The following is a 26113-nucleotide window of genomic DNA, read 5'->3' as shown; positions in this document are numbered from 1 at the left end:
CCTCACTTGCAGGCCGCCCACTCCTTCGTGGCGGGCCACGCTTCCACCCCGTGGTGCGTGCGTACGTACGCCATGGCCTTGTCGTCCGTCAGCCAAAGTGCCCAGTCGCGGAAGCGGTATCCGGTGTCGTGCGCGGCGGCGGGCATACCGACGTCTGCCTTGTACGCGGCGGTGAGCAGGTGGCTCCCGAGCGCCCCGCGCGGATCGCGGGCGTACTGTCTGGCGTCCTCGCCCTCGCCCAGCGTGAGGAAGTGGACGCTCTCCCAGTCGCAGTGCTCCGGCCCCGTCGAGCTGCTCACCGTCGTGGTGGGCACGCGACGGCCGTCCCGGTCGGTCCAGATCTCGAACCTGGTGTCCGTGAAACTCGCGGGGAGTTCGGCCGGATCGCAGGAGGCGTTGGTCTCCGGGCCCCAACCGGGGCGGTGCGGCTGGTCCTTGGCGACGACGACGGCGACCTTGGTTCTGCCGTCGACGTCGTACGAGAACAACACACGGTCCTTCTCCCTTCGCTCCACCCGGTAGCCATGGTCGGGCAGTTCGGGCAGGTCCATGTCGAAGTAGGCGTTCAGGCCCTCCTCCGGTGTCGAGCCGCCGTCGCTCTCGGCCCATCCGTCGCCCCCGCCGCCCGAGTAGATCTCGCCGTCGCACTCCAGCGCCCGCCCGGCCGCTCCCGAGCTCTCCTCGGCCTCGTGCGCGCTACCGTCGGCGCTCTCCTCGAACGGCAGGTCCAGCCTCCCGGCGTACGGCGTGGCGGGAGGCGTACCGGTGACGACGAGGTCCTCGCGCACCCCCTCGTCGTCGCACCCCACCGCTACCAGACCCACCAGCGCCACCGCCGCCACGATCCCTCTGCGCATCCCCGCCCCCTGTTCTACACACGCTCCCTGTCCCTCCTCCGACGCACGAGGGACCGTGATCGTTCGTGCGAGGGACCGGATCGTTCGTACGAGGGACGGTGACCGGCCGTCGCTCAGCGAGCCGCTTGGAACGTACGCCGGTAGGCCCCCGGGGAGACGCCGATCGCCGCGTGCAGGTGCTGGCGGAGCGAGGTACCCGTCGCGAAGCCGACCTCGCCCGCGATCTGGTCCACCGGGAGGTCACTGGCCTCCAGCAGGTGGCGGGCCCGGGCGACGCGCTGCTGGATGAGCCAGCGGCCGGGGCTCGTGCCCACTTCGTCGTTGAAACGGCGGGCGAAGGTGCGCGGGCTCATCCGGGCGTGCCCGGCGAGATCGGCGAGGGTCAGCGGGTCACCCAGTCGGGCCAGCGCCCACGCGCGGGTCGCCGCCGTGCTGGTCGCCGTGGCGTCGGGAACGGGCTGCTCGATGTACTGGGCCTGACCGCCGTCGCGCCAGGGCGGCACCACACAGCGCCGGGCCACCTTGTTGGCCAGCTCGCTGCCGTGGTCGCCCCGCAGGATGTGCAGACAGACGTCGACGCCGGAGGCGGCACCGGCGGAGGTGAGGATCGTGCCGTCGTCCACGAAGAGCACGTCCGCGTCCAGGGACACCTGCGGGAACAGGCGCCGGAACTCGTCGGCCAGCTGCCAGTGCGTGGTCGCCCGCCGCCCGTCCAGAAGACCGGCCGCCGCCAGTACGAACGCGCCCGTGCAGATGGAGACGATGCGGGTGCCCGGGCGGATGAGCGCGAGCGCGGCGGTGACCTCGGCGGGGAGCTCCGCGGTCACGGCGGCCGGGTCCATCGCGGGGATCACCACCGTGTCCGCCGTGCCCAGCGCCTCGGGGCCGTGCTCGACGGTGACCGAGAAGTCCGCGTTGCAGCGCACTGGCCGGCCGTCGACGGTGCAGGTCAGCACCTCGTACCGGCCGTCCGCCGCGCCGAAGATCCGACTCGGGATGCCCAGTTCGAAGGGATAGACACCGTCCAGCGCCAGGACGACCACTCGCTCCACTTTCCTCATGGCACGATCTTATCGAAGGTTGGCAATCTTGCCATTTCACGGAGCGCGCCGGCCCGGCACGCTGGGTTCATGAGCACTTCGAACACGATGCGCGCGATCAGTCAGGACGTCCTCGGCGGGACCGAGGTCCTCAAGGAAGTGGAGAAGGAACGGCCGGCGCCCGGGCCGAGCGAGGTACTGGTGCGGGTGCGGGCCGCCGGGGTCAACCCGACCGACTGGAAGCACCGGGCGACCGGCGGGTTCCTGGGACAGCCGCCCTTCGTCCTGGGCTGGGACGTCTCCGGCGTGGTGGAGGCCGTCGGGGTCGGCGTCACCCTGTACGAGCCCGGCGACGAGGTCTTCGGCATGCTGCCCTACCCGTTCGGGCACGGCTCGCACGCCGAGTACGTGACCGCGCCCACCCGCTCCTTCGCGCCCAAGCCGGCCGGGATCGACCACACGGAGGCGGGCGCCCTGCCGCTGGTCTCCCTGACCGCCTGGCAGGCGCTGGTCGACACGGCCGATGTGCGGCCGGGGCAGCGGGTACTGGTCCACGCGGCGGCCGGCGGCGTCGGACATGTGGCCGTACAGATCGCCAAGGCACGGGGCGCGTACGTGATCGGCACGGCGAGCGCGGGCAAGCACGAGTTCCTGCGTGGCCTCGGCGCCGACGAGCTGATCGACTACCGGGAGACCGACTTCACCGAGGCGGTACGGGACGTCGACGTCGTCCTGGACACGATCGGCGGGGAGAACACCTTCCGTTCCCTGCGGGTGCTGCGCGAGGGCGGGATCGTGGTGTCGATCCTGCCCATGGGGTCGGAGGAGCTCTACAAGGAAGCCGCGGGGCTCGGTGTGCGGGCGGCGCGGATGCTGGTGGAGGCCGACCACGCGGGCATGCGGGCCATCGCGGACCTCGTCGACGCGGGCAAGCTCCGCGCGACGATCGCCGGGACGTTCCCGCTGGCCGATGCCGCCGAGGCGCACGCGCTCGGCGACACCGGCCGGACCACGGGGAAGCTGGTGCTCACGGTCGACTAGGGGGCAAGTACGGGCTGTCGCCTAGAAGGTCAGCACGGGCTTGATCGTCTTGCCCGCCTTCATGTCCCGCACCGCCTGCTCGATGTCCGCGAAGGGATAGCGGCTGATCAGGCGGTGCAGCGGAAGCCGCCCTTCCTTCACCAGCTGGACCAGCGCGGGGATGAAGGTCTGGGTCTCGCCGTCCCCCAGGGTGAGGCCGACGATCCGTTTCCCGGGGATCAACCCGTTGACGTCCAGGGCGACTTCGGTGCCGAAGGGCGGGGCACCGACCACGACCAGGGTGCCGCGCGCGGCGAGCGCGTCGGCGCCCTGGCGCAGTACGGCGACACTGCCGGTCGTCTCGACGACACCGTCGGCTCCGTGACCGTCCGTCAGCAGCGCGACGGCCTCGCCTGGATCCACCTCGCCCGCGTCGACCGTGTGCGTCGCGCCCAACTCCGCGGCCAGGGTGAGGCGTTCGGCGACCCGGTCGACGGCGATGATCCTCGTGGCGGGGGTCAGAGCCGCGGCCATCACCGCGGACAGGCCGACGGCTCCGGCGCCGAGCACGACGAGGGTGTCGCCGAGCCTCGGCTTCAGCACGTTCCATACCGCCCCCACTCCGGTCTGCACCCCGCAGCCCAGAGGGGCGATGGACTCCAGCGGCACATCGGGGTCGACCTTGACCAGGCCGCGCTCGTCCACCAGCGCCAGCTCGGCGAAGGAGGACTGCCCGAAGAAGTGGCCGCCGAGCGGGGCCCCGGCGCGGCTGATCGTACCGGTGCCGTCGGCACGCCGGCCGCCGATGAGGTTCAGCGGCAGCCAGGTGGCGCAGTAGGCGGGGTGCCCGTCACGGCAGTTGCGGCAACCGCCGCAGGAGGTGAAGGACAGGACGACATGGTCGCCGGGGGCGACGCCGGTCACGTCCGGGCCGACGGCCTCGACGACGCCCGCTCCCTCGTGGCCGAGGACTCCGGGCAGGGGGAAGGGCAGACCGCCGCCGGCCACACCGAGGTCGGTGTGGCACAGGCCGGTCGCCACCATGCGGACGAGGACTTCGCGGGAACCGGGCTCGTCGAGTTCGACATCGGCGAGCGTGAACGGCGCGCCTGAGGACTCGACCACGGCCGCGCGCGTGGTGATGGACATCGTACGAACTCCCTTACGTGCGGGGTGCGCGGCTCAGCCGAGCGAGACGACCACGGACTTGACCTTGGTGTAGGCGGCGAGCGCCTCCGGACCGTACTCCCGGCCGAAGCCGGAGTCCTTGACCCCGCCGAAGGGGACCGCGGGGTCGAGCATCGCCCAGTCGTTGATCCAGACGATGCCCGCCTGGAGCCGGTCGGCGACGCGGTGCGCGCGGGTGAGGTCGGTGGTCTGGATTCCCGAAGCCAGGCCGTACGGGGTGGAGTTGGCCAGTTCGACGGCCTCGTCCTCGGTGTCGAAGGGCTGGACGGTGAGAACCGGGCCGAAGATCTCCTCCTGGATCACGCGGGAGTCGTTCGGCAGACCCGCGAGGACCGTGGGCTTGTAGTAGTAGCCGCCGTTCAGGTCGAGCCGCTCGCCGCCGCAGACGATGCGGGCGCCCTCCTTGCGGGCCAGCTCCACGTACTCCTCGACCTTCTTGAGGTGCTTCTCCCCCGCCATCGGACCGACGACGGTCTCGGGGGCCCGGGGGTCGCCGACCGGGACGCCGGGCACGGCGTCGGCGAGGATGTTCAGCAGGGTGCTGTACACCGAGCGCGCCACCAGCAGCCGCGGGCCGCCCATGCAGAACTGCCCGGTGTTGAAGACGAACCCCTTGATGACCGCGCCGACCGCCTTCTCCAGGTCGGCGTCCGCGAAGACGACGTGGGCCGCGTTGCCGCCCAGTTCCATGGTGACCGGCTTGAGCGCCTCCCCCGCGACGCTCGCGGCGTGCCGGCCGACGGCGGTCGACCCGGTGAAGGCGAGCTTGTCGATACCGGGGTTGCGCAGCAACGCCTCGCCCGCGACGGGTCCACTGCCGGTGACGACGTTCACCACACCGTCCGGGACCCCGGCCTCCTGGAGCAGGCGGGCCATGTACAGGGCGCTGAGCGGGGTCTCGTCCGCGGGCTTGTGCACCACGGTGTTCCCGGCCGCGAGGGCCGGGGCGAGCTTCGAACTGGACAGGATCAGCGGGAAGTTGAAGGGCGTGATCGCGGCGACCACGCCGAGCGGCCCCCGGCGCGTGTAGGCGAAGGCGCCCAGCGGGGTGTCGCGGGTGGCGCCGTCCAGGGTCTGGGCGAGCGCGGCACAGTACTCGTACTCGTCGGCCGCGGTGAGCACGTCGACGGGGCGGCACAGGGAGATGGGCTTGCCGACGTCGAGGCTCTCCAGGGCGGCGAGTTCGTCGGCGTTCTGGCGTATCAGCTCGGAGACGCGGTGCAGCACCCGGCCCCGCTCACGTCCGCTCAGTCCGGCCCAGGGGCCGCGGTCGAAGGCCTCCCGTGCGGCGCGTACGGCGGCGTCCACGTCGGCCGCAGCCGCCTCGGCGACCGTCGTGACCACCTGGCCGGTGGACGGATCGATCACGTCCGTACGCGCTCCGTCCGCCGCCTCGCGCCACTGTCCGCCGATGAACAGCCGCCCGGGCCCGCTCTCGAAGGTGGTCGTCATTGCCCACTCCTCAGCCTTGATGCCTGCATGCCGTGATTGCCGTAACTGACGTAACTGCCGTGACGCGTGATCTCGACCATTGATCGCCAAGATTTCAACCAACAGGATTCCTGTTGGTTCGCAGTCTCATTACGGACAGGTTTCCTGTCAATGCCTTAGGATGAACCCATGGTCGGCACCCAGGTAACGAAGGCACCTCCGTCCCTGCTCTACATGGTCAAGCAGGTGGAGCTCGTCGTACGCTCCCACCTCGACGAGCTGGTGAAGCCGGCGGGGATCACCGCACTGCAGTACACCTCGCTCACCGTGCTGGAACGACACGACGGCCTCTCGGCGGCACAGCTCGCCCGGGACTCCTTCGTGACCGCGCAGTCGATGGCCGACCTGGTGCGCTCACTGGAGAACCGCGGACTGATCCGCCGCGAGCGCAATCCGCACAACCGGCGCGAGCTGCTGATCCTGCTCACCGACGAGGGGCGCGAGCTGCTGGCACGATTCACCGACGCGGTGCGCGAGCTGGAGGAACGCATGGTCCGCGACCTCACCGCGCACCAGACGGACCAGTTCCGCCAGGCGCTGTCCAAGGCGTGGCACGCACTGTCGTGACCCGCGCGGCCGATTCGGGAGACAACTCGCCGCCCAAATCGCAGACATATGTCAATCGAACATGCTGAAATTCACTCCATCGAGGGTAACTTGCAGAGCAGGGAACGGTTTTGCGGGCCCTGCCACCAGGAGTGGGCCAGCAGCCGGTTGGAGGCGATGTCGCCGTGACGCACGACCCCGCACCGCCCACCCGGCATCTACGCGTCCGCCGGGAACGGGGTCACACGGTGCTGGAGTTCCGCGGGGAGATCGACATCGTCGCGGCGCTGGAGATCACTCCGCACCTGGACGCCCTGACGGGGCACCCGGAGCCGCAGATCGTGATCGACCTGCGGCCCGTCGACTTCTTCGACTGCTCCGGGCTGCGCCTGCTGTACCGCGCCAGAAGCCGCGTTCTCGACCGGGGCGGCCGGCTGCACCTGGTCTGCACCCGGCCACTGACGCTGCGCGTCCTCAAGGTGACCGGCCTGGCCCGACTCCTGCCGCCCTCGGCATCGCTGGACGCGGCGCTGGGACAGCCGGAGGCCACGTCGGGCACGTTATGACTCCCGACCGACCTGCTGCGACGGGGACGACTGCCGCGAGTCGGGGCCAGGCATGCGAAGGCCTCCAGGACGGCGATCCTGGAGGCCTCACCGGTGCCGATGAGGCACCGCCCGTTTCCTGCGGCCTGCCCCGCCGGGCAGACTCAGGGCCTGCGGCTCAGCCGACCGTCCACTTCTGGGCGGCGGTGCCGTTGCAGGTATAGATCTGCAGCCGGGTGCCGTTGGCCGAGTTGGCGCCCGTCACGTCCAGGCACTTGTTCGCCTGCGGGTTCACGATGTCGTTCGCCGAGGAGACGACCCACTTCTGGTTCGCTCCGCCCCCGCAGTCCCACAACTGGACCGTCGAACCGTCCGCCGTCCCGTTGTCGGTGATGTCGAGGCACTTGCCGAGCGCGCGGATCGTCCCGTCCGAGCCGACCGTCCACTGCTGGGCGGCGCTGCCATTGCAGTCGTAGAGCTGTACGGGGGTGCCGTTGGCGGAGTTCGCCGCGGCGACGTCCACGCACTTCCCGGCAAGCCCCTTGATCGCGACGCCGGCGGCCGTGTCACCGGTGGTCACCGACACCGAGTCCACCACCAGTTGCTGCGGGAAGGCGGTGGAGCTGTTCGGGTCGCCCGGCCAGTCGCCACCCACCGCCAGGTTCAGGATCAGGAAGAACGGCTTGTTGAACACCCAGGTGTTCCCGCCCAGATCGGCGGGTGTGCGCCGCTGGTAGACGGTCCCGTCCACCGACCAGGTGATCGAGTCGGGGGCCCAGTCCACGGCGAAGGTGTGGAAGGCGTCGGCGAAGGCCTGGCCGTTGGGCAGGGAGTAGGCCGCGCCTATGCCGCCCGAGCCGGAGTAGCCCGGGCCGTGGATCGTGCCGTGGATCGTGGAGGGCTCGTAGCCGACGTTCTCCATGACGTCGATCTCGCCCGAGGCCGGCCAGTTGACCGGTGTGCCGAGCATCCAGAACGCGGGCCACATGCCCTGCCCGCGCGGGATCTTCATCCGGGCCTCGACGTGCCCGTACTGCGCGGAGAACTTCCCGGACGTGTTCAGACGGGCCGACGTGTACTGGCAAGTGCCGTACCAGCACTGGTAGTTGGACGGGTTCTCCTTGCGGGCCGTGATGACCAGATGACCCTGACCGTCCAGGGCCGCGTTCTTGTTGCCCGAGGTGTAGTACTGCCGCTCGTGGTTGTTGACGTTGTCGCCGGTCTCGATCTGCCACTTCGAGGAGTCGACGGCCGATCCGGCGGCCCCGTCGAAGGTGTCGGAGAACGTCACGGCTGCGGCCCCGGCACTCGGGGCGTCCGCCTTTGCCGGGCCGATCGCGACGGTCGCGACCAGCATGGCGGAGAGGGCGGCGAAGAGACATCTGCGGAGCGATCGTGGTGAGACCACGGCTCTCCCTTCCGACGCACGCGTGCGCCGAGCGAGGTGGGGGGTGAGTGCGCGCCCCTTGATTTAAGAAGTGAGGTAAGGGGGCGTCAATAGCCTAGTACAGACCAGGAGTTGGGGACGTGAGAGGCGGCGTGGCGCATTCGACGCCACCAATGTCCGCTAGCGGCGATCCCTTTGAGGCATACCTTCGCAATTCACCTACAACGGGCATGGCTTTCGTGTCGCGGAAACCATGTGCGGACCCGAACGCCGGGTCAGGCCTCCATGGCGAACCGTCTATTCACTCGGGGGCGCGTCGAACAGGGCGCTGACGGACTCACCGTTGTGAATGCGCCGCACGGCCTCGGCGAGCGCCGGGGCGATGGACAGGATCCGCAGCTTCTCGGTGTGCTCCTCGTCCGGCACCGGCACGGTGTTGGTGCACACGATCTCCAGGACGTCCTCCTGCTCGCTGAGCCGCTTGAGCGCGCCCGCCGCGAACAGTCCGTGGGTGCAGGCGACCCGGATGGAGCGAGGGCCCAACTCACGCAGCCGCTCAAGGAGTTCGAGGACCGTGCTGCCCTTGGCGATCTCGTCGTCGAGGACGATGACATCGCGCCCGGTGATCTCACCGATGACCGAGCTGATGCTGACCCGGTCGTCGGCGAACCGCTGCTTGGCACCGGCGGCCACCTGGGCGCCGATCAGCCGTGCGAAGGCGGCGGCCTCCTTGGCGTTTCCCAGGTCCGGCGACACCACGGTCGTACGCGACAGATCGTGGCCGCGGAAGTGCGCGGCGAGCTCCCGCAGGGCGTGCAGATGGTCGACCGGCACCGAGAAGAACCCGTGGACCTGCGGGGAGTGCAGTGTCATCGCCAGCACCCGGCTGGCTCCGGCCGCCACCAGCAGGTCGGCGACCAGCCGTCCGCCCATGGAGATCCGCGGCATGTCCTTCTTGTCTGAACGTGCGTACGAATAGTGGGGCATGACCACGGTGATCCGACCGGCCGAGGCACCACGCGCCGCGTCGCACATCATCAACAGTTCGACGAGGTGTTCCTGCACGGGGGTGACCAGCGGCTGCACGAGGAACACATCGCGCTCGCGACAGTTGGCCTGGAGCTGGACCTCCAGGCAGTCGTTGGCGAACCGGCTGACCCGGGTCGGGCTGAGGGGCACACCGAGATGGGCGCAGACCTCTGCCGCCAGCTCGGGATGGGCACTACCGCTGAACACGGCGATGTCACGCACGACCGCTCCTCGCAAGATCGATCCGGGTGCGCCGCCGGTCGGCATGATCGACCCGGGATGCGTGCTTCATGCTACTGGGCCTGGCCGGGTACTCCCACCGGGGGAAACTCGGTCCGTCCGGCGTTCGTGGGCGCTGATGGCGTCGTACTCGGCGACCGACAGGGTGGCGGCCCCGACTTCAACGCCATCGACCCGAACAGGGGCACCACCGCCATCGCCGCGCCGTACGACTACGTGCTCGATGACGGTGACGGCATCCTCGATTCCGCTGCCGCGCGGGCGGGGTCGCGCGGTGCGGCCCGGACCGCGCTCAGCGCCTCACCCGCGGCGGTCAAGCGGGCCCGCGACGCCAGGCCCGCATGGTAAAGGTGCAGCTCGTCCGCGCCGGCGTCGAGGCAGGCGGCCCATTCGTCGGCCAGGGCCCGCGCGTCCCCGGGCCTGGGGGGCAGGACGGGAAGATAGGCCCCGAGCCGCGCGGCAGGCCCGGCGAGGTCCCGCAGCGCGGCAAGGTTGGCCACACCCTGCCGGGCGCCGGTCCACGCGGAGGCGACCAGCACGTCGAGCTCCGGGTCCGGGCCGGTGCCGGCGACCAGGGTGGCGAAGGGCCCGGTGGCCCAGGGGTCCGCGCTCGCGTGCAGCGCGACCGTGACCGTCGGACGCGAGGCGCGGGCGTCGAGCACGGCACGTCGCAGGTCGGCCGCCAGCCGGGTGCGTACCCCGGCGACCGCCGCCATGGTCTGCGCGTCCACGGCGGCACTCGCCCCGCCGTCCACGGCTGCCCTGACCTGGTCACGCAGCCGGTCGGCGTCGAGTCCCGCGTCCCGGTAGCGGCCCAGGCAGGCCACGCAGAAGCACAGTGACAGGAGCCGGTCGCGGGCGGCGTCCCAGTCGGCGCCGTCGGTCTTCTCATGGTGGCCGCCGTGGCCGAGGCCCAGGGGGCCGCACGCCTCGAGCACCAGACCGTCGGGGCGCCCCTGGTCGAGGATCTCGCCGACCAGGGTGGCGCAGTACTCCCGCACCTGGGCCGACGCCGGACACAGCGCGTACGGATAGCGGTCGCCGAAGGCGTTGTGCACGGACAGCTCGGGGTGGGCGCGGCCCAGCCGGGTGTTGTGGGTGAGCACCGTCCACGCGTGTACGGGGAGGCCGACGGCGCGCAGAGCGTCCCGGGCGGCGGTGAACGAGTCGTCCCGTGTCATCCAGCCGGGTGTGCCGGGGACCAACCGGGCCCCCGCCCAGACCTTCTCGCGCACCGGAAGGTACAGCGCGGCGTGGTAGGCGTCGACCATGCGGTGCCGCGGGTGGAAGGGCGTGGCGGCCCGTACCGAGTGGTACGCGGCCGCCAGCGCCACGGAGTCAACGCCCAGGGCCGCCACGCGCTCGGCGGCGGCGGGGTCGCCCACCACGTCCCACGGGTAGAGGTAGGCGGTCGCGGTCACCATCGCGGCAGCTCGGCCACGAAGTCCGGGTTCACCCGCCGCATGTACCCGGTGTCGTCCCGGCGCCGCAGCCCGCAGGTGAGGTAGTTCTCGTGCAGCCTGCCGAGCACCTCCTGGTCGAGTTCGACGCCGAGCCCGGGACCGGTGGGCACCCGGAGGCTGCCCTCGGTGAACTCCAGTGCGCCCGGCACCACCACGTCGTCCTGCGCACTCCACGGGTAGTGGGTGTCGCACGCGTACGTCAGGTTGGGCGTGGCCGCGGCGAGGTGGGTCATGGCCGCGAGGCTGATGCCCAGATGCGAGTTGGAGTGCATCGACATGCCGATGCCGAAGGTCTCGCAGATGGTCCCGAGGTGCCGGGTCCTGGTGAGGCCGCCCCAGTAATGGTGGTCGCCCAGGATCACCTGGACCGCGCCGTGTGCCACGGAGGGCGGAATCTGGTTGAAGGCGACCACGCACATGTTGGTGGCCAGCGGCATCGGGGCCTTGGCCGCGACCTCGGCCATGGCGGGGATGCCCCGGACCGGGTCCTCCAGGTACTCGACGACGCCGTCGAGCTCCTCGGCGACCTGCAGCGAGGTCTCCACGGTCCAGGCGACGTTGGGGTCCAGCCGCAGCGGATGGTCCGGGAAGGCCTCCCGGAGTGCGCGGATGGCCGCGATCTCCTGGTCCGGCGGGAAGACGCCGCCCTTGAGTTTGATGGACTCGAACCCGTAGCGGTCGATCATCCGGCGGGCCTGGTCGACCACGCCCTGCGGGTCGAGGGCCGCGCCCCATTCGTCGGGCTCGGCTCCGGGGTGTCCGGCCCACTTGTAGAAGAGGTAGGCGCTGAACGGGACGGCCTCGCGGACCGCCCCGCCGAGCAGGTCGCTCACCGGACGGCCGGCCAGCTTGCCCTGGACGTCCAGGCAGGCCACCTCGACGGCGGAGTGCACCCGGCCGAGGTCGAAGGAGCTGATGCTGCCCCCGGTGTAGTCGAACAGCTCGGCGGCCTTGATGTACAGCTCGCCCAGGGCGTACACGCTGGTGCCGACCAGATGCGGGCGCAGGGCGGCCAGCCGCTCCAGGTGGACGGCGTCGCCGAAGCTCTCGCCGAGTCCGATCACGCCGTCCTCGGTGACCAGCTGGATGACGGAGCGCAGCGCCCAGGGTTCGTGCACGCCGTCCGCATTGAGCAGCGGGGGGTCACGAAAGGCGATCGGGGTGACCACCAGGTCCTTGATACGCACGTCGCTCACACCAGTTCCTTTCCAGCGGTGATGATCTGCCGCAGCTGCTCAAGGTGCTCCGGGGCCGGGTCGACCAGTGGCGGACGGACTCCGCCGACCTCCAGGCCGCCGAGCCGCACGGCGGCCTTCACCAAGGAGACCGCGTACCCCGGCGCCTTGTGACGCAGTTCGACCAGCGGCTGGAAGAACCCGGAGAGCAGCCGGTCCACGGTGGCGGTGTCGCCCTCGCTGACCGCGCGGTGGAAGGCGAGCGAGATCTCGGGGGCGAAGCAGAACACGGCGGAGGACCAGAGGTCCACTCCCACGGCCCGGTAGGCGGGCACGGTCATCTCGGCGGTGGGCATGCCGTTGAAGAACTGGAAGTCCTCGCCGACGGCGGCGCGCACGGTGAGCACGATCCGCTGCATCAGGTCGAGGTCGCCGGTGCCGTCCTTGAAGCCGACGACGCCCGGGAGCGCGGCGATCCGGGCAGCGGCCTCGGGGGTGAAGACGGCGTTCCCCCGCTGATAGACGATCACGGGCAGCGAGCTCTCGGCGGCGATCTCCTCGACGTACCGCACCAGACCGTCGACCGGGAACTTCACCAGATACGGGGGCAGCAGCAACACCCCGTCCGCGTCGGCTCGTTCGGCGGCGCGGACGTACTCCTTGGCCAGCGGCAGCGGTCCGCCGGCGCCCGCGAAGACCGGCACCCGGCCGTCGGTGACCTGGACAGCGGTGCGTACGACCTGCTCGGCCTCCAGCGGGTCCAGGGCGTGGAACTCACCGGTGCCGCAGGCGGCGAAGACTCCGCCGGGGCCGGCGTCCAGCCCCTGCTTGATGTGCGTGGTCAGAGCCGCCTCGTCCACCGCCCCGTCCGCGGCGAAGGGGGTGACGGGGAAGAACAGGACTCCTGCGAGTCGCATGCGGGGCCTTTCAACTGAGGTGAGGAGTGAGGAAGCGCGGTACGGGCAGTGCGGAGGAAGGGCATCAGCCCTTGAGCGCTCCAGCGGTCATGCCACTGATCAGCGACTTCTGGAGCAGCAGATAGACCACCAGGCTCGGCACCAGGGCGAGCAGGGCGCCGGCCAGGACGAGGCCGGGGCCGGTGGTGTCGCTGCGGAGGGTCGACAGGGCGACCGACAGGGGGTAGTCCGACGGGTCGTTGGCGACGATCAGCGGCAGCAGGTACTGGTCCCAGATCATGATGAAGCCGAAGACGGTGATCACACCGAGTGCCGGGCGGCACAGCGGCAGGATGATCTGTGCGAAGATCCGCATCTCGCCCGCGCCGTCGATCCGGGCGGCCTCCTCCAGTTCGATCGGGAGCTCCCGCATGAACTCGGTCATCACGAAGATGGAGAAGCCCCAGGCCCCGAGCGGCAGGATCATGCCGACCAGGGTGCCCTTGAGGCTGATGTGCAGCACCGGGATGTCGCCGATGATCAGCGACAGCGGGATGGCGATGACCTCCTCCGGGAGCATCATCGTGATCAGGAACAGCATGGAGATGATCGCGCGTCCCCGGAACCGCTTGCGGGCGAGGGCGTAGGCGGCGAAGACGCTGACCGACACCTGGAGCAGCAGTCCGCCGCCCGCGATGACCAGCGAGTTGCCGAGGTAGTGCCAGACGCCGCGCTCTCCCGCGAGCGTGAAGTTGGAGAGGGTGGGCGAGTTGGGGATGAGCGACAGCTTGGTGGGGTCCGGGTTCTTGTCGAAGGCCCCGGAGAACAGCACGATCAGCGGGCCGGCGAAGAGCAGCAGCGCGACCAGGCTGAGCACGCCGCGCAGCGCCATGCTGACGATGTGGTTGCTTCCGGTACGCCAGCCGAGTGCGGTCTCCACGCTCTGCGAGACCCCGACACCCTTTCTGCGGCCGCCGGATCGTGCGGCTGTCGCGGGCTGCTTGGTGCCGGTCCGCTTGTCGAGAGCGGTCACAGCTGTGCCTCCTTCCGGCGCTGGTACCACTGGATCGACGCCGTCAGGGCCACCGTGACCAGGAACAGCACGGTGGCGGCGGCGGAGGCCACGCCGATCTCGTTACGGTTGAACCCGAGGTCGTAGACCCGGGTCATCCACACGTCGGTGGATCCGGCGGGCCCGCCGCCGGTGAGGACGTACACCTCGGTGAACGTGCGGAAGCTCCGGATCGCCGCGAGCGTCAGCAGGATCGCTATGGCGGGGCGCAGCGCGGGGAGGGTGACGTAGCGCAGGCGCTGCCAGGTGGTGGCGCCGTCCAGCGCGGCTGCCTCGTAGAGTCCGCGGTCCACCTGGGTGAGACCGGCGAGCACGATCACCATGTTGTACGGACCGCCGCTCCAGATACTGACGGCCATGACCGACCAGATGGCGCTGCCCGTGGTGTCGAGGAAGTGCAGGGGACCGATGCCCAGGAAGCTGAGCACGGTGTTCACGAAGCCGTCGCCGGTCGGGTAGTAGAGCAGCCGCCAGATCTCGCCGACCACGGCGGTGGCCGTGATGACGGGGAGGAAGACCGCGGTGCGCAGGAACCACAGCGACCGCGCGGTGCCCTCCAGCAGCAGGGCGAGCAGGAATCCGACGATCACCGAGCCGATGGTGCCGCCGACGGCGAGCAGCAGGGTGTGGCCGAGGGCGGCGCGGAACCGATCGTCGCTGAACACGACGCGGTAGTTGTCGAGTCCGACCCACAGGTTGCCGAGGAAGGGGCGCACCTCATAGAGGCTGAGGCGGACCCCGTCGAACATCGGCAGGTACTTGAAGACGGTGAAGAGCAGCAGTGCGGGGGCGATGAACAGCCACGGGACCAGACCCTCGCCGAGGCGGCGGCCCCGGGGGGTCCGCCGCTCCCGCGCGGGCGCGGCGGCGGGTTGCGCCGTCGCGCCCGGGTGCCCCTGGGTCAGGGTCACTTGGCTGCCCCTTGGGACTTCAGCTCTTGCTGCAGGGTGCTGTTGAGCGTGGTCATCGCACCCTTGACGTCGGTGCCGCAGTTCGCGAACAGCTTGTTGAGCGCGTCAGCGGTGTCCTGCCGGATCGGCTGGTAGTTGATCGCGGACGGGAACGGCTTGGAGCTGTTGTTGTAGGCGTCCTCGAACGGCTTCCAGCGGTCGTCCTTGTACACCGCGCTGTTGTCGACCGTCTTGTTGACGGAGAGCCGGACGACGGGCGCGCCGGGGGCGGTCATGCCGATCTTCTGCGCCTCGGGCGAGATGAGGTAAGCGGCCAGCTTCTTCTGCTGGTCGGTCTTCTTGGAACCGGCCATCAGGTAGACGTTCTCGCCCTCGGCGAGCACGGTGTTGCCCGCGGGGCCCTTGGGGACGGGAATGACCTCGTACTTGTCCTTGCCCGGCGTCGCGTCGAAGCGCGGGAACTGGTAGGGGCCGGTGAGGACGATGCCGACCTTGCCCTGGTCGAAGAAGGGGTAGGAGTCACCGGTGGTCATGGTGAGGGCGCCGGGCTGTACGACCTTGCTGTGGCAGTACATGTCCTCGACGTACTTCACTCCGGTGACGGTGGCGTCGGAGTCGGCCTTGGCCTCGTACTTGCCGTCGTTGGTCGGGGCGACGAACTCGCCGCCGGCCTGGAACACGAAGTTGGAGGTCCACCAGCCGAGGTAGCCGTTGGTGGTGGAGCCCGGGGAGAGGATGCCGTAGGTGTCGGCCTTGCCGTCGCCGTCGGGGTCCTTGGTGGTGAACGCCTTGGCGACGTCGAGCAGTTCGGCCCAGGTGGTGGGGGCCTTCTTGCCGACCTTGGCCAGCCAGTCCTTGCGGATGTACATGCCCTGCGCCTGTGCGGAGAAGGGGATGCCGTAGTACTTGCCGTCGATGCCCTTGGCGCCGTCCCAGGACTTCTCGGTGAGGTCGGAGCCGCCGGTGATCGAGCTCTTGTCGACCTCCTGCAGCAGGCCCTGGGACTCGTAGTTCCCCAGGCTGCCCATGTCGTTGACGGTGACGTCCGGCAGGTTCTTGCTGGCCGCCCGCTGCTGGAGCAGCTTGTCGAAGTCGACGACGGGCTTGTAGTCGACCTTGATGCCGGTCTTCTTGGTGAACGCGGCGAAGATCTTCGTGTAGGCCTTCGCGTCCACCGCGTCACTGCGGGTCCACACCTCAAGGGCGCCCGAGGAACTGGCGCTGCCGCCGCCGCTGCTGGAGCAGCCGGCCAAGAGGCAGCCGGCGACCGCCACCGAGGCCAGGGCCATGAACTGTGCGGGGCGGGCTGAGCGTCTAAACATGTCCACCATCGGTTCAGATAGATGAATTCCGGTTACATACTCGAAACACTATGCGGACAGTAGGAACGGATCAGGCCGCTGTCAACCTCCTTGTTGATCTCTGAATCATCCTGTTCAATGTGGTGCCGGACGGCCCTCGCGCACCCCTGTCCAGCATGTGAACTGCGCCTTCCCCTGTCGACGGACTGGCGGCAGAAGGCCCACCGAGCGGCACGGAGACCCCGCCGTCGGCTCGCGTCGCAGTGGCCTAAAGTCGCCCACGAGAGCGCTGAGATCTCTTCCGCAGTTCAGGAACACGAATGTCGAGCAACACCCGAGGAGAACGATGACCGCGCCGTACTACGAGGACTTCGCGCCGGGTGCCGGAGCACTCACGCCACGCGCGGCGTTCGGCTCCGACGCGGACCGGCTGTCCCTGAACGGCGACTGGCAGTTCCGTCTCTCGCCGTCCGTCGCCGCGGCCGACGCCGCCGAAGCGGCGCCGAACCCGTCGTGGGACGTGCTCCCCGTGCCCGCCCACTGGGCTCTGCACGGCCACGGCTCGCCCCAGTACACGAACATCCGCTACCCCTTCCCGGTGGACGCCCCCCGCGTCCCCACGGACAACCCCACGGGCGACTACCGGCTCACCTTCGACCTGCCCGTCTCCTGGCCCGAGGACGGCGCGTCCCTACTGCGCTTCGAGGGCGTGGAGTCCTGCTACCGGGTCCGGCTCAACGGCCACGAGCTCGGCACCGCCAAGGGAAGTCGGCTGCCGCACGAGTTCGACACCGGCCCTCACCTGCTACGGCACGGCAACGTCCTGTCCGTACGCGTCCACCAGTGGTCGTCCGGCAGCTATGTCGAGGACCAGGACATGTGGTGGCTGGCCGGCATCTTCCGCGACGTGGAGCTCGTCCACCGCCCCATGGGCGCGGTCCGCGACTTCTTCGTCCACGCCGGCTTCGACCACGTCACCGGCGAGGGCACGCTTCGCGTGGACGCCACACCGGGCGGCCGGATCACCGTCCCCGAACTCGGCATCGACCTCGCGACCGGTCAAAGCGCGACCCTCCCCGTGGAGCCCTGGTCCGCCGAGGTGCCCCGGCTCTACGACGCCGTGCTGGCCACCGACGCCGAACGCGTCCCGTTCCGGGTCGGCTTCCGCACCGTCGCCGTCGAGGACGGCGTGATCAAGGTCAACGGAAATCCGATCCTGCTGCGCGGCGTCAACCGCCACGAGTTCCACCCCGACCACGGCCGCGCCCTCCCGTACTCCACCATGCGCGAGGACGTGCTGTTGATGAAGCAGCACAACATCAACGCCGTACGCGCCAGCCACTACCCGCCGCACCCCGACTTCCTCGACCTGTGCGACGAGTTCGGCCTCTGGGTGATCGACGAGGCCGACCTGGAGACGCACGGCTTCGGCGGCGACGACTGGCGCGGCAACCCCGCCGACGACCCACGCTGGGAGGAGGCCCTCGTCGACCGGGCCGCCCGGATGGTCGAGCGGGACAAGAACCACCCGAGCGTCATCATGTGGTCCCTGGGCAACGAATCCGGCACCGGCCGCAACCTGGCCGCCATGTCCGAGTGGATCCGGGCCCGCGACCCGCGGCGCCTCATCCACTACGAGGGCGACTGGAGCTGCGCGTACGTCGACGTCTACAGCCGGATGTACGCCTCGCACGAGGAGGTCGAACTGATCGGCCGCCGGGAGGAGAAGCCCCTCGACGACCCCGAACTCGACGCCCGCCGGCGCGCCATGCCGTTCATCCAGTGCGAGTACGCGCATGCCATGGGCAACGGCCCCGGGGGCCTCACCGAGTACCAGCGGCTCTTCGAGACGTACGAGCGGCTGCAGGGCGGCTTCGTGTGGGAGTGGATCGACCACGGGCTGCGCACCCAAGACGCCGAGGGCCGGGAGTTCTTCGCCTACGGAGGCGATTTCGGCGAGACCCTGCACGACGGAAACTTCTGCGCCGACGGCCTGCTCTTCCCCGACCGGAGCCCCTCGCCGGGACTGCTGGAGTACAAGAAGGTCATCGAGCCGGTCGGCATCGAGGTCGACACCGCCGCGGTCACCGTCCGCATCGCCAACAAGTACGACGTCGCCGACCTGTCCCAGCTGGCCTTCACCTGGTCCTACGCGGTCGAGGGGCGCCCGGTGGCGGAGGGCGCCCTACCGGTTCCGCCGCTGCGGCCCGGCGAGTCGGCCGAGATCCCCCTCCCGGCAGCGCCGGAAGCCTCGGCGGAAGCCTGGTGGACGGTCCGGGCGGTCCTCGCCGCCGACACTCCGTGGGCGTCCGCCGGGCACGAGGTCGCCTGGGGCCAGGCGCTCGCGGCCGTCCCCGCCCGGCCGCAGGCGCGGGCGTCCGTCTCCCCCGTACCCGGCCGGTCGCAGATCACCCTGGGCCCGGCGACGTTCGACCCCGTACGCGGCACACTGCGCACCCTTCACGGGTTCGAGGTCACCGCACCACGCCTGGATCTGTGGCGGGCCACCACGGACAACGACCGGGGTCCGGACGAAGCCCAGTCCGTCGCCACCCAGTGGCGCCGCCACGCGCTCGACCGCGTACAACACCGTCACGACTCCCTCACCGTGGACGAGACATCAGTGCTCGTCAGGACCAGGGTCGCCCCGCCGGCGGGCTTCTTCGGCCTGTACGCCGACTACCGCTGGACCAGCGACGGCACCCGGCTCACCCTCACCGTCGACATCACCCCGGACGGCGAGTGGCCCTGCCCGCTCCCCCGACTCGGGGTGCGTATGGGCCTGCCCGCCCGGCTGGCCACCGTCGAGTGGTTCGGCACCGGCCCCGGCGAGTCCTACGCGGACACCCGCCGCGCCGCCCGCGTGGGGCGGTACGTGGCGACGGTCGACCAGCTCCAGACCCCCTACGTCTTCCCGCAGGAGAACGGCAGCCGCGGCGACGTACGCTGGGCCGACTTCCGCGATGCGGAGGGCGCGGGCCTGCGCGTCGAGGGAGACCCCGTCTTCGCACTCACCGCCCGGCGGTGGACCACCGAGCAGCTCGAATCCGCCCGCCACCCCACCGACCTCACCCCGAGCGACGTGCTCCATGTCAACCTCGACCTGGCACAGCACGGCATCGGCACCGCCTCCTGCGGCCCCGGGGTCCTCGCCCCCTACCAACTGCGGGCCACCCCGGCCTCGTTCACCGTCACCTTCGCGGGACTGTCACCGGCCGCCGGGCAGCACTGACCAGTTCCTGCCCATGTACGACTGACACAACCGAACCTCCGGAAGGTAAAGATGCGTACCGCCCGTTTCGCCCTGGACCCCGCCTTCACCATCGGCGAGGTCAACCCCCGCCTCTTCGGCTCCTTCGTCGAACACCTCGGCCGCTGCGTCTACACCGGCATCCACGAACCCGGCCACCCCTCCGCAGACGCCGAAGGCCTCCGCACGGACGTCCTGGAACTGGTCCGCGAACTGGGCGTCACCACCATCCGCTACCCCGGCGGGAACTTCGTCTCCGCCTACAACTGGGAGGACTCGGTGGGCCCGGTCGAGGAGCGGCCCCGCCGCCTCGACCTGGCCTGGCGCTCGACCGAGTCGAACCGTTTCGGCCTGTCGGAGTACATCGCGTTCCTGCGGAAGCTCGGCCCGCAGGCCGAGCCGATGATGGCGGTCAACCTCGGCACGCGTGGGGTCGCCGAGGCCCTGGAGCTCCAGGAGTACGCCAACCACCCCGGCGGGACGGCCCGTTCGGACCTGCGGGTGGCGCACGGCGACAAGGAGCCGTTCGGTATCGGTCTGTGGTGTCTGGGCAACGAGATGGACGGGCCCTGGCAGACCGGCCACAAGACGGCCGAGGAGTACGGCCGGCTGGCCGCCGAGACCGCCCGCGCGATGCGCCAGATCGAGCCGGACCTCGAACTCGTCGCGTGCGGATCCTCGGGACAGGACATGGAGACGTTCGCCGCGTGGGAGGCGACCGTGCTGGCCGAGACGTACGACCTCGTCGACTACATCTCCCTGCACGCCTACTACGAGGAGACCGACGGCGACCGCGACTCCTTCCTCGCCTCCGCCGTCGACACCGAGTCCTTCATCGAGAACGTGGTGGCGACCTGCGACCACGTGGGCGCCCGGCTGAAGTCGAAGAAGAAGATCAACCTCTCCTTCGACGAGTGGAACGTCTGGTACCAGAGCCGCCCGAACCCGCATCCGGTCGAGGACTGGCAGGAGGCCCCCCGCATCCTGGAGGACGTCTACACCGTCACCGACGCGGTCGTCTTCGGCTCCCTGCTCATCGCGCTGCTGCGGCACGCGGACCGGGTGACCGTCGCCTGCCTCGCCCAGCTCGTCAACGTCATCGCCCCGATCATGACGGAACCCGGCGGCCCCGCCTGGCGCCAGACCACGTTCTACCCCTTCTCACAGGCGGCGAAGTACGGGCGCGGAGAGGTCCTCGACGTCCGCGCGGTGTCGCCGACCTACGAGACGAAGAAGTACGGCGAGGTCGACCTGCTGCACGCCACCGCCGTACGCGCCGACGACGGCTCGGTCACCGTCTTCGCGGTCAACCGCAGCCAGACCGAGCCCCTGCCGCTCGAAGTCGCCCTGAACCGCCTGGGACTGACGACGGTCGTCGAGCACACCGCGATCGCCGACGCCGACCCCGACGCCCGCAACACCCTGGACGACCAGGAACGGGTCACCCCGCACCCCGTCCAGGGCGCCACCCTCCAGGACGACGGCACCCTGACCACCGTCCTGGAACCCCTCTCCTGGAACATGATCCGGCTGATGTAGTGCGGCAGATGCGGTACGGCGGGCGGACACGGTGCTCCGTCGGCGTACGGCGAAGTGCGCTGGTCGGTGCCGCCGGAGTGGACGCGCTCCCGCCCGCGCTCCCGTCGATGACACGAATCCGCCAACAGAGCGGCCTAGTAGTGGATTTGGGGGGCATTCGGTCAGCAGGAAGGAGGACCGTCGAATGACGTCGTCCATCAAGCGCCTGCCCAAGCGCATGCCCGCGTGGGCCAAGGTGATCACTGCCGTCGTGCTGGTGCTCGTGGTGCTGTTCGCCGGACTGCGACTGGCCGTTCTCCCGGGGCTGCGTGACCTGTTCGGCACCGAGACGCACGACCGCTCCGGACCAGCCCTCCTCGAGTCGATCCAGGACATGAGCCGTTACGACGCCGCCTCGGGCAACTTCCAGGTGGTGGTGGACCTGGAGAAGGATGCCAAGTACCTGCCCGACGCGATCCGCGGCACCCGCACGCTGTACGTGGGGGCCGGCACGGTCGAGGCGTACGTCGACCTCGGTTCGCTCACCAAGAAGGACGTGACGGTCAACTCCGACCGCACCACGGCCACCCTGCGGCTGCCGCACGCGTTCCTCGGCAAGCCCGCACTCGACCCCGACCGCTCGTACGCCGTCTCCAAACAGCGTGGACTGCTGGACCGGCTCGGCGACCTCTTCTCCGACAACCCGGGCAGCGAGCAGGCCGTACAGAAACTCGCGGTCAAGCACATCGGCACGGCGGCGAAGGACAGCCAGCTCACCAAGCGGGCCGAGGAGAACACCACCGGCATGCTCGACGGCCTGCTGCGCTCCCTCGGCTTCAAGGAGGTGACCGTGAGCTACGACGCCTGAGCCGGGCTCCGGCGGTCAGCCGCTCAGGATCCCCGGCGACGCCAGGGCTCCCAGACGCGTCGCGCATCGAAGGACGCTTTGCGGGTAACCGCCCTTATCTAGAGGGCAGTTGAAACCGGGAGAATCGAATGGTCCGTACGGCGTCACTCTCAAGCACCCTGCGCACCACCGGTACGGCGAAATCCGGTCGACGGTCATCGGTACCCGCGCAGGAGCGCAAGGCGCTCCCGTTGCCGGTGCGGCTGCTCGTGATGCTGCTGGCCTTCGTGGCCATGGTGGCGTTCGCGGTCGCGCTGGCCCGGCTGACGCTGGAGCCGTCACCGGCGTCGAAGGCGTTGATCCACACCAATCTGCACCCCGGCAGTTCGCTGCGGGCCTATCTCGACCAGCCGGCGCTGCGCGACGCCGTGAAGCAGATCGGCGGGAACATCCTGCTCGGTGTGCCCTTCGGTGTGCTGGTGCCCGTGCTGATTCCCAAGGCTCGGGGAATCCTGCGCGTGCTGCTGCTCACCGCGGTGGTGATGCTGCTGGTCGAGCTGGTCCAGGGCACGCTGATCACCGGGCGCGCCTTCGACATCGACGACGTCATCCTGAACACGTCCGGAGCACTGGTGGGTTATCTGCTGCTGGGACGGCGGATCGGCCGGGCGGTGCACCCCAAGCCCCGTCGGAGGAGTTGGCGCAACCGGCGCGAGGCCCCGAAGGCGTGAGGGTCCGCACGGCATGACCGGCCGCCCGCGGTCCCTACCGCGGGCGGACGGCGTCGATCTGCCGGGGTCGGCCTCTCAGCAGCCCATGGACCAGGTGTGCGAGTCACCGCGGTCGTTCGCCACGGCGTTGTAGCCGACCTCCTCCCCCGGTCCGAGACAGATCGTCATGGCGCCGCCCTGCCAGGCGTTCTCGTAGACCTTCACATGGTCCTTGATTCCGGGTCCCCCGATGCCGTGGTTGGCCCAGGAGGAGTCGGTGTCGGCGATCCAGCTCTCCCACCACCCGTCGTCCCCCGACCAGTTGGCACGCTGGCCGTCGAAGTTGGCGTTCTCCCAGACGCAGAAGTTGCCGCTGGGGCAGTCGGCCGCGCCGGAGGGGGTGGCCAGGGCGAGGCCGCCGGTGAGGGCGAGCAGGGCCGCGGCGGCAAAGAGGGCGAGGCGCTTGGTGATCACGAAGGGTCACTGCCTTTCTTCAGGGTTACCTGGACGGTCCGCTCGGCGTACAGGTCCGCCGCGCGGCGCAGTGCGCGGGTGCGCAGCTGCCGGTAGGTGGTCAGTTGTCCGTGCCGCTCTGCGCGGACCCGGGCCAGCAGCACCGGTTCCAGCCGCGCCCGCACCCGGGTGAGGCCGCTCTCGCGGGCGCAGCGGGTGGAGACGGCGGGGTCGGGGCGGCCCGGGCGGGTCCCGTGCGCCGGGGTGGCGCAGCGGGTCCAGCGGGCGGTCGCGTCGCGGTAGTCGGGGTCACGCTTCATGCGCTGCTGGGCTTCGGCCCGAAGGTTGTTCACCACGACCCGGGTACGGAACCAGAGCCGCTGGTCGCCGTAGAGTTCGCGCTCGGCGGCGGCCAGGCAGCCGTCCGTGTGGGCGGTGACGGTGTAGCCGGTGGCGAGGGTGACGGAGAGTTCGGGGCGGCCGCGGCCGAAGAGGGCGCCCTGCAGCCGGCGGTCCGGCGGGTCCGAGGCGCTGCGCTCTCGTGGGTCCGAGGCGCTGCCGTGCTGCGGAGCCGAGGCGTGCTGGAGGGTCAGTCCCTGCCGGGCCAGACAGCGGTCGACGAGCACCTGCTGGGCGGTGTCGATGAGGTCGCCTCGGTCGCGCTCGGTCCTGGGCAGCGGGGGCACGGCCCGCTGCGCGGTCGCCGTGGCGCACCCCGTCAGCGCCAGCAGCGCGAGCGCGGCGGCGAGCGCGCGAAGGTGTCGCACGGGTCAGCCGACCTCGCAGCCCATGGTGGTGTCGGCGACGCCGTCGAGCCGGGCGCCCCAGGGCCAGTTGTCGGCCAGGTCGTGCGCCCGGATCAGCCGGGCGTAGCAGGTGCCGCGGCCCCAGTCGATGGCGTACACGGCGGTGTCGGCGTTGGACCGGAAGGAGGCGGCCTTGTCGTGCAGGAACTCCGGGACGTCCGTGTAGCCCGGTGGGGTGTAGCACCACGACGAGCCGTGCTGGCCGGCGGCGGTCCAGAAGCACACGTCTCCGGCACGCGACGCGCCGGACGTCGCCGCGCTCGCCGGTACGGCGACGAGGAGGACGGTCGAGGCCAGCAGGCCGGTCGAGGCGAGGAGGGCGGCGGCGGGCGCGGCGAGGCCACGGGGCATGACGACTCCCGGAGGAAGAGGGGGCGCCGGGGCGGTCGTGATCACCCGGCAAGATCAACCGTGCCCTCGCGGGAATCGGCCCATGCCGGGTTCCCGCCCATCGGTGATCTTTCCTGGGGTGCGGGGTCACTTCCTCCCGTGACAGCTCGCACCGGCGCGAAACCCGAGGTCCGCGCGCTCCCCGAGCCGCTGTCCCGCTGTCTCGCCGTCCCCGTGTCCCGCTGTCCCCGTACTAGTGGTGCGACCAGGTGAACTTGCCGCCGCCCACCCAGCGCACCGCGTCGGGGTCGTCGAGATCATGGATGTGGATCCCGTAGGCGCCGGCGATCGTCAGGACATCGGTGATCGACTTCGCCTCGCCGGCCATTTCCCCGTCGATCTCCACGATCCGGAACGGCGGTTCGCACGGCTGCACCCCGAACACCATGACCCGCGGGTAGGAGATGTGGGGGCTCGAGATTTCGGTCATGTCTAGAGCGTAGATCGATTCCCGCGAGCGGGCCGAGGAGAGCACGTCTAGGTGAGCGCGCCGGGGTGAGCGGCGAGGCGAGTGGCCAGGTGGGCGGCGCTCCGTCGTGCGGGCCGACGGCGGCTCGGCAAGGCTTGAAGGCGCGGGGAGCTCACGGAAGGTGGTGGCGATGGATCCCGTCGAAGCCCTGGACCGGATCGCGTTCCTGCTGGAGCGCGCCCAGGCCCCCACCTATCGCATACGGGCCTTCCGCACCGCCGAGGCCGTGCTGGCCGGGCTGCCCGCCGGGGAGGTCGGGAAGCGGGTCGCCGCCGGGACCCTGGAGTCGCTGAAGGGCATCGGGCCGAGGTCGGCACAGGTCGTACGCGAGGCGGCGGCCGGTCAGGTGCCCGACTACCTCGAGAAGCTGGAGCAGGAGGCCGCGACACCGCCTGCCGAGGGGGGCGAGCGGCTGCGGGCGCTGCTGCGCGGCGACTGCCATCTGCACTCCGACTGGTCGGACGGCGGCAGCCCGATCGAGAGGATGGGCCGGACCGCCGCGGACCTCGGGCACGAGTGGGCGGTGCTCACCGACCACTCGCCGCGGCTGACCGTGGCGCGGGGCCTGTCCCCCGAGCGACTGCGCGAGCAGTTGGCGGTGGTGGCGGAGCTGAACCGCCAGTGGGCTCCGTTCCGGCTGCTCACCGGAATCGAGTGCGACATCCTCGACGACGGATCGCTCGACCAGGAGCCGGAGCTGCTGGAGCTGCTGGACGTCGTGGTGGTGTCGGTGCACTCCAGGCTGCGCATGGACGCCAGGTCCATGACCCGCCGCATGGTCACCGCCGTACGCGATCCGCTCGCGGACGTGCTCGGGCACTGCACCGGCCGGCTGCTCTCCGAGCGGCGGCCCGAGTCGCGGTTCGACGCCGACGCGGTCTTCGCCGCCTGCGCGGAGTCGGGTACGGCCGTCGAGATCAACTGCCGCCCGGAACGTCTCGACCCACCGCGCCGACTGCTGCGCCGGGCGCTCGACGCGGGCGCGCTGTTCTCGATCGACACCGACGCGCACGCCCCCGGTCAACTCGACTGGCAGATCCACGGCTGCGCGCGGGCCGAGGAGTGCGGGGTGCCCGCCGAGCGCGTGATCACCACCTGGAGCGAGGCCGAACTGCTGGCCTGGACCCGGGAGCGGACGACGCCGACCCGTGTGACACGCGCCTGACGGGCGTACGCCTGACGTACATACGCCCGGCCGTGTGGCCCGTACGGCGCCGCGAGAACCCGCCCGCTTCCCTGCCTCCCCCGGGTGACGTACGTCACCGCGTCTTCCCTGGTCACGCGGGAACACCCACCGGTAGTTCCCCGTTGAACCAACCGTGGGTGTGGATGGAACAGTGTCCTCGGGCCTCACCTTTCGCCCACAGGGACGATCGTTCGGCTGAAGCCCTGTGGAGCCTTTCGCCCAGAGGCGACCGCCATCCGTGCCCACCACAGACGGCCCCGACCGAGATTCCCCCATCCGGTCGGGGCCTTTTCATGCCCCTGGCCACGCCCGTCCCCCGCCGT

24 protein-coding genes are annotated in these 26113 nt (G+C 70.4%); 8 read left to right on the top strand and 16 right to left on the bottom strand.

All coding sequences use genetic code 11. The features are described 5' to 3' along the window. Positions 1-2: 2 nt before the first annotated feature. Positions 3-857: a hypothetical protein gene (locus tag OG568_RS43865; RefSeq protein ID WP_329535585.1), complete on the bottom strand. Its 855-nt coding sequence runs from the start codon at positions 855-857 to the stop codon at positions 3-5. Between the two features lie 113 nt (positions 858-970). Continuing rightward, positions 971-1918 carry a GlxA family transcriptional regulator gene (locus OG568_RS43860; protein WP_329535584.1) on the bottom strand — a complete coding sequence of 316 codons (948 nt, stop codon included), beginning with the start codon at positions 1916-1918 and terminating at the stop codon, positions 971-973. Positions 1919-1987: 69 nt separating this feature from the next. Here OG568_RS43860 and OG568_RS43855 point away from each other — a divergent pair, with 69 nt between their 5' ends. Then, positions 1988-2938 carry an NADP-dependent oxidoreductase gene (locus OG568_RS43855; protein WP_329535583.1) on the top strand — a complete coding sequence of 317 codons (951 nt, stop codon included), beginning with the start codon at positions 1988-1990 and terminating at the stop codon, positions 2936-2938. Between the two features lie 21 nt (positions 2939-2959). On the opposite strand, the gene OG568_RS43850 is transcribed toward OG568_RS43855, so the two are convergent. Together OG568_RS43850 and OG568_RS43845 are read right to left on the bottom strand one after the other, a co-directional pair. Further along, the gene (locus tag OG568_RS43850; RefSeq protein WP_329535582.1) at positions 2960-4066 is read right to left on the bottom strand and encodes an NAD(P)-dependent alcohol dehydrogenase; all 1107 of its coding nucleotides are present in this window, start codon (positions 4064-4066) and stop codon (positions 2960-2962) included. 33 nt (positions 4067-4099) lie between these two features. After that, a complete protein-coding gene (locus OG568_RS43845; protein WP_329535581.1) occupies positions 4100-5557 on the bottom strand; it encodes an aldehyde dehydrogenase family protein in 1458 nt (485 codons plus the stop codon). Positions 5558-5725: 168 nt separating this feature from the next. On the opposite strand from OG568_RS43845, the gene OG568_RS43840 reads away from it, so the two are divergent. Then, a complete protein-coding gene (locus tag OG568_RS43840) occupies positions 5726-6163 on the top strand; it encodes a MarR family winged helix-turn-helix transcriptional regulator (RefSeq protein WP_266418010.1) in 438 nt (145 codons plus the stop codon). Positions 6164-6327: 164 nt separating this feature from the next. Further along, the gene (locus OG568_RS43835; RefSeq protein WP_266418008.1) at positions 6328-6708 is read left to right on the top strand and encodes an anti-sigma factor antagonist; all 381 of its coding nucleotides are present in this window, start codon (positions 6328-6330) and stop codon (positions 6706-6708) included. Positions 6709-6865: 157 nt separating this feature from the next. On the opposite strand, the gene OG568_RS43830 is transcribed toward OG568_RS43835, so the two are convergent. The 8 genes from OG568_RS43830 to OG568_RS43795 all read right to left on the bottom strand — a co-directional run bounded on the left by OG568_RS43830 (position 6866) and on the right by OG568_RS43795 (position 16182). Then, entirely contained in the window at positions 6866-8095 is a 1230-nt protein-coding gene (locus OG568_RS43830) for a ricin-type beta-trefoil lectin domain protein (RefSeq protein WP_329535580.1), read from the bottom strand. A 276-nt stretch (positions 8096-8371) separates the two neighbouring features. After that, positions 8372-9325 carry a ribose-phosphate diphosphokinase gene (locus OG568_RS43825; protein WP_266418006.1) on the bottom strand — a complete coding sequence of 318 codons (954 nt, stop codon included), beginning with the start codon at positions 9323-9325 and terminating at the stop codon, positions 8372-8374. Positions 9326-9555: 230 nt separating this feature from the next. Next, entirely contained in the window at positions 9556-10767 is a 1212-nt protein-coding gene (locus OG568_RS43820; protein ID WP_329535579.1) for a hypothetical protein, read from the bottom strand. Further along, on the bottom strand, positions 10761-12002 hold the full coding sequence (locus OG568_RS43815) for a glucarate dehydratase family protein (RefSeq protein ID WP_329535578.1): 1242 nt from the start codon (positions 12000-12002) through the stop codon (positions 10761-10763). The genes OG568_RS43820 and OG568_RS43815 overlap by 7 nt, the downstream gene beginning before the upstream one ends. Then, entirely contained in the window at positions 11999-12898 is a 900-nt protein-coding gene (locus OG568_RS43810) for a 5-dehydro-4-deoxyglucarate dehydratase (RefSeq protein WP_329535577.1), read from the bottom strand. The genes OG568_RS43815 and OG568_RS43810 overlap by 4 nt, the downstream gene beginning before the upstream one ends. Positions 12899-12962: 64 nt before the next feature. Beyond that, positions 12963-13910 (bottom strand): carbohydrate ABC transporter permease, encoded by a 948-nt coding sequence (locus OG568_RS43805; RefSeq protein WP_434481680.1) that lies wholly within the window; start codon positions 13908-13910, stop codon positions 12963-12965. Then, a complete protein-coding gene (locus OG568_RS43800; protein ID WP_329535576.1) occupies positions 13907-14860 on the bottom strand; it encodes a carbohydrate ABC transporter permease in 954 nt (317 codons plus the stop codon). The genes OG568_RS43805 and OG568_RS43800 overlap by 4 nt, the downstream gene beginning before the upstream one ends. Further along, positions 14857-16182, bottom strand: coding sequence for an ABC transporter substrate-binding protein (locus tag OG568_RS43795; protein WP_329535575.1), 1326 nt, complete (start codon positions 16180-16182; stop codon positions 14857-14859). The genes OG568_RS43800 and OG568_RS43795 overlap by 4 nt, the downstream gene beginning before the upstream one ends. 325 nt (positions 16183-16507) lie before the next feature. Between OG568_RS43795 and OG568_RS43790 the strand changes: the two genes are divergently transcribed. From OG568_RS43790 to OG568_RS43775, 4 genes are all read left to right on the top strand, one after another. After that, the gene (locus tag OG568_RS43790) at positions 16508-19393 is read left to right on the top strand and encodes a glycoside hydrolase family 2 TIM barrel-domain containing protein (RefSeq protein ID WP_329535574.1); all 2886 of its coding nucleotides are present in this window, start codon (positions 16508-16510) and stop codon (positions 19391-19393) included. A gap of 51 nt (positions 19394-19444) precedes the next feature. Beyond that, positions 19445-20950, top strand: coding sequence for an arabinosylfuranosidase ArfA (gene arfA, locus OG568_RS43785; RefSeq protein WP_329535573.1), 1506 nt, complete (start codon positions 19445-19447; stop codon positions 20948-20950). Positions 20951-21134: 184 nt separating this feature from the next. Further along, positions 21135-21797: a DUF4230 domain-containing protein gene (locus OG568_RS43780; protein WP_266579901.1), complete on the top strand. Its 663-nt coding sequence runs from the start codon at positions 21135-21137 to the stop codon at positions 21795-21797. Between the two features lie 128 nt (positions 21798-21925). Further along, a complete protein-coding gene (locus OG568_RS43775; RefSeq protein ID WP_329535572.1) occupies positions 21926-22507 on the top strand; it encodes a VanZ family protein in 582 nt (193 codons plus the stop codon). Between the two features lie 75 nt (positions 22508-22582). Here the strand turns inward: OG568_RS43775 and OG568_RS43770 are convergent, their stop codons facing one another. From OG568_RS43770 to OG568_RS43755, 4 genes are all read right to left on the bottom strand, one after another. Continuing rightward, entirely contained in the window at positions 22583-22960 is a 378-nt protein-coding gene (locus OG568_RS43770; protein WP_385502288.1) for a peptidase inhibitor family I36 protein, read from the bottom strand. Continuing rightward, positions 22957-23706 carry a hypothetical protein gene (locus tag OG568_RS43765; protein WP_329535571.1) on the bottom strand — a complete coding sequence of 250 codons (750 nt, stop codon included), beginning with the start codon at positions 23704-23706 and terminating at the stop codon, positions 22957-22959. Before OG568_RS43765 ends, OG568_RS43770 begins: the two co-directional genes overlap by 4 nt. 3 nt (positions 23707-23709) lie before the next feature. Next, positions 23710-24096 carry a hypothetical protein gene (locus tag OG568_RS43760; protein ID WP_329535570.1) on the bottom strand — a complete coding sequence of 129 codons (387 nt, stop codon included), beginning with the start codon at positions 24094-24096 and terminating at the stop codon, positions 23710-23712. A 232-nt stretch (positions 24097-24328) separates the two neighbouring features. Further along, positions 24329-24565 carry a hypothetical protein gene (locus OG568_RS43755; RefSeq protein ID WP_266417990.1) on the bottom strand — a complete coding sequence of 79 codons (237 nt, stop codon included), beginning with the start codon at positions 24563-24565 and terminating at the stop codon, positions 24329-24331. A 169-nt stretch (positions 24566-24734) separates the two neighbouring features. On the opposite strand from OG568_RS43755, the gene OG568_RS43750 reads away from it, so the two are divergent. Next, a complete protein-coding gene (locus OG568_RS43750) occupies positions 24735-25769 on the top strand; it encodes a PHP domain-containing protein (RefSeq protein WP_329535569.1) in 1035 nt (344 codons plus the stop codon). The last annotated feature ends 344 nt before the right edge of the window (positions 25770-26113 follow it).

Source organism: Streptomyces sp. NBC_01450 (genome assembly GCF_036227505.1).
Classification (GTDB): Bacteria; Actinomycetota; Actinomycetes; order Streptomycetales; family Streptomycetaceae; genus Streptomyces.
Note: the sequence above shows the minus strand (reverse complement) of the source record. Positions and strands in the feature narration are given on the sequence as shown.

Bases quoted from the DNA above. Each gene is read 5' to 3' on its own strand.
- OG568_RS43865 (WP_329535585.1), bottom strand. From the start codon at position 857: ATGCGCAGAGGGATCGTGGCGGCGGTGGCGCTGGTGGGTCTGGTAGCG.
- OG568_RS43860 (WP_329535584.1), bottom strand. From the start codon at position 1,918: ATGAGGAAAGTGGAGCGAGTGGTCGTCCTGGCGCTGGACGGTGTCTAT.
- OG568_RS43855 (WP_329535583.1), top strand. From the start codon at position 1,988: ATGAGCACTTCGAACACGATGCGCGCGATCAGTCAGGACGTCCTCGGC.
- OG568_RS43850 (WP_329535582.1), bottom strand. From the start codon at position 4,066: ATGTCCATCACCACGCGCGCGGCCGTGGTCGAGTCCTCAGGCGCGCCG.
- OG568_RS43845 (WP_329535581.1), bottom strand. From the start codon at position 5,557: ATGACGACCACCTTCGAGAGCGGGCCCGGGCGGCTGTTCATCGGCGGA.
- OG568_RS43840 (WP_266418010.1), top strand. From the start codon at position 5,726: ATGGTCGGCACCCAGGTAACGAAGGCACCTCCGTCCCTGCTCTACATG.
- OG568_RS43820 (WP_329535579.1), bottom strand. From the start codon at position 10,767: ATGGTGACCGCGACCGCCTACCTCTACCCGTGGGACGTGGTGGGCGAC.
- OG568_RS43810 (WP_329535577.1), bottom strand. From the start codon at position 12,898: ATGCGACTCGCAGGAGTCCTGTTCTTCCCCGTCACCCCCTTCGCCGCG.
- OG568_RS43795 (WP_329535575.1), bottom strand. From the start codon at position 16,182: ATGTTTAGACGCTCAGCCCGCCCCGCACAGTTCATGGCCCTGGCCTCG.
- OG568_RS43790 (WP_329535574.1), top strand. From the start codon at position 16,508: ATGACCGCGCCGTACTACGAGGACTTCGCGCCGGGTGCCGGAGCACTC.
- arfA (WP_329535573.1), top strand. From the start codon at position 19,445: ATGCGTACCGCCCGTTTCGCCCTGGACCCCGCCTTCACCATCGGCGAG.
- OG568_RS43780 (WP_266579901.1), top strand. From the start codon at position 21,135: ATGACGTCGTCCATCAAGCGCCTGCCCAAGCGCATGCCCGCGTGGGCC.
- OG568_RS43775 (WP_329535572.1), top strand. From the start codon at position 21,926: ATGGTCCGTACGGCGTCACTCTCAAGCACCCTGCGCACCACCGGTACG.
- OG568_RS43760 (WP_329535570.1), bottom strand. From the start codon at position 24,096: ATGCCCCGTGGCCTCGCCGCGCCCGCCGCCGCCCTCCTCGCCTCGACC.
- OG568_RS43755 (WP_266417990.1), bottom strand. From the start codon at position 24,565: ATGACCGAAATCTCGAGCCCCCACATCTCCTACCCGCGGGTCATGGTG.
- OG568_RS43750 (WP_329535569.1), top strand. From the start codon at position 24,735: ATGGATCCCGTCGAAGCCCTGGACCGGATCGCGTTCCTGCTGGAGCGC.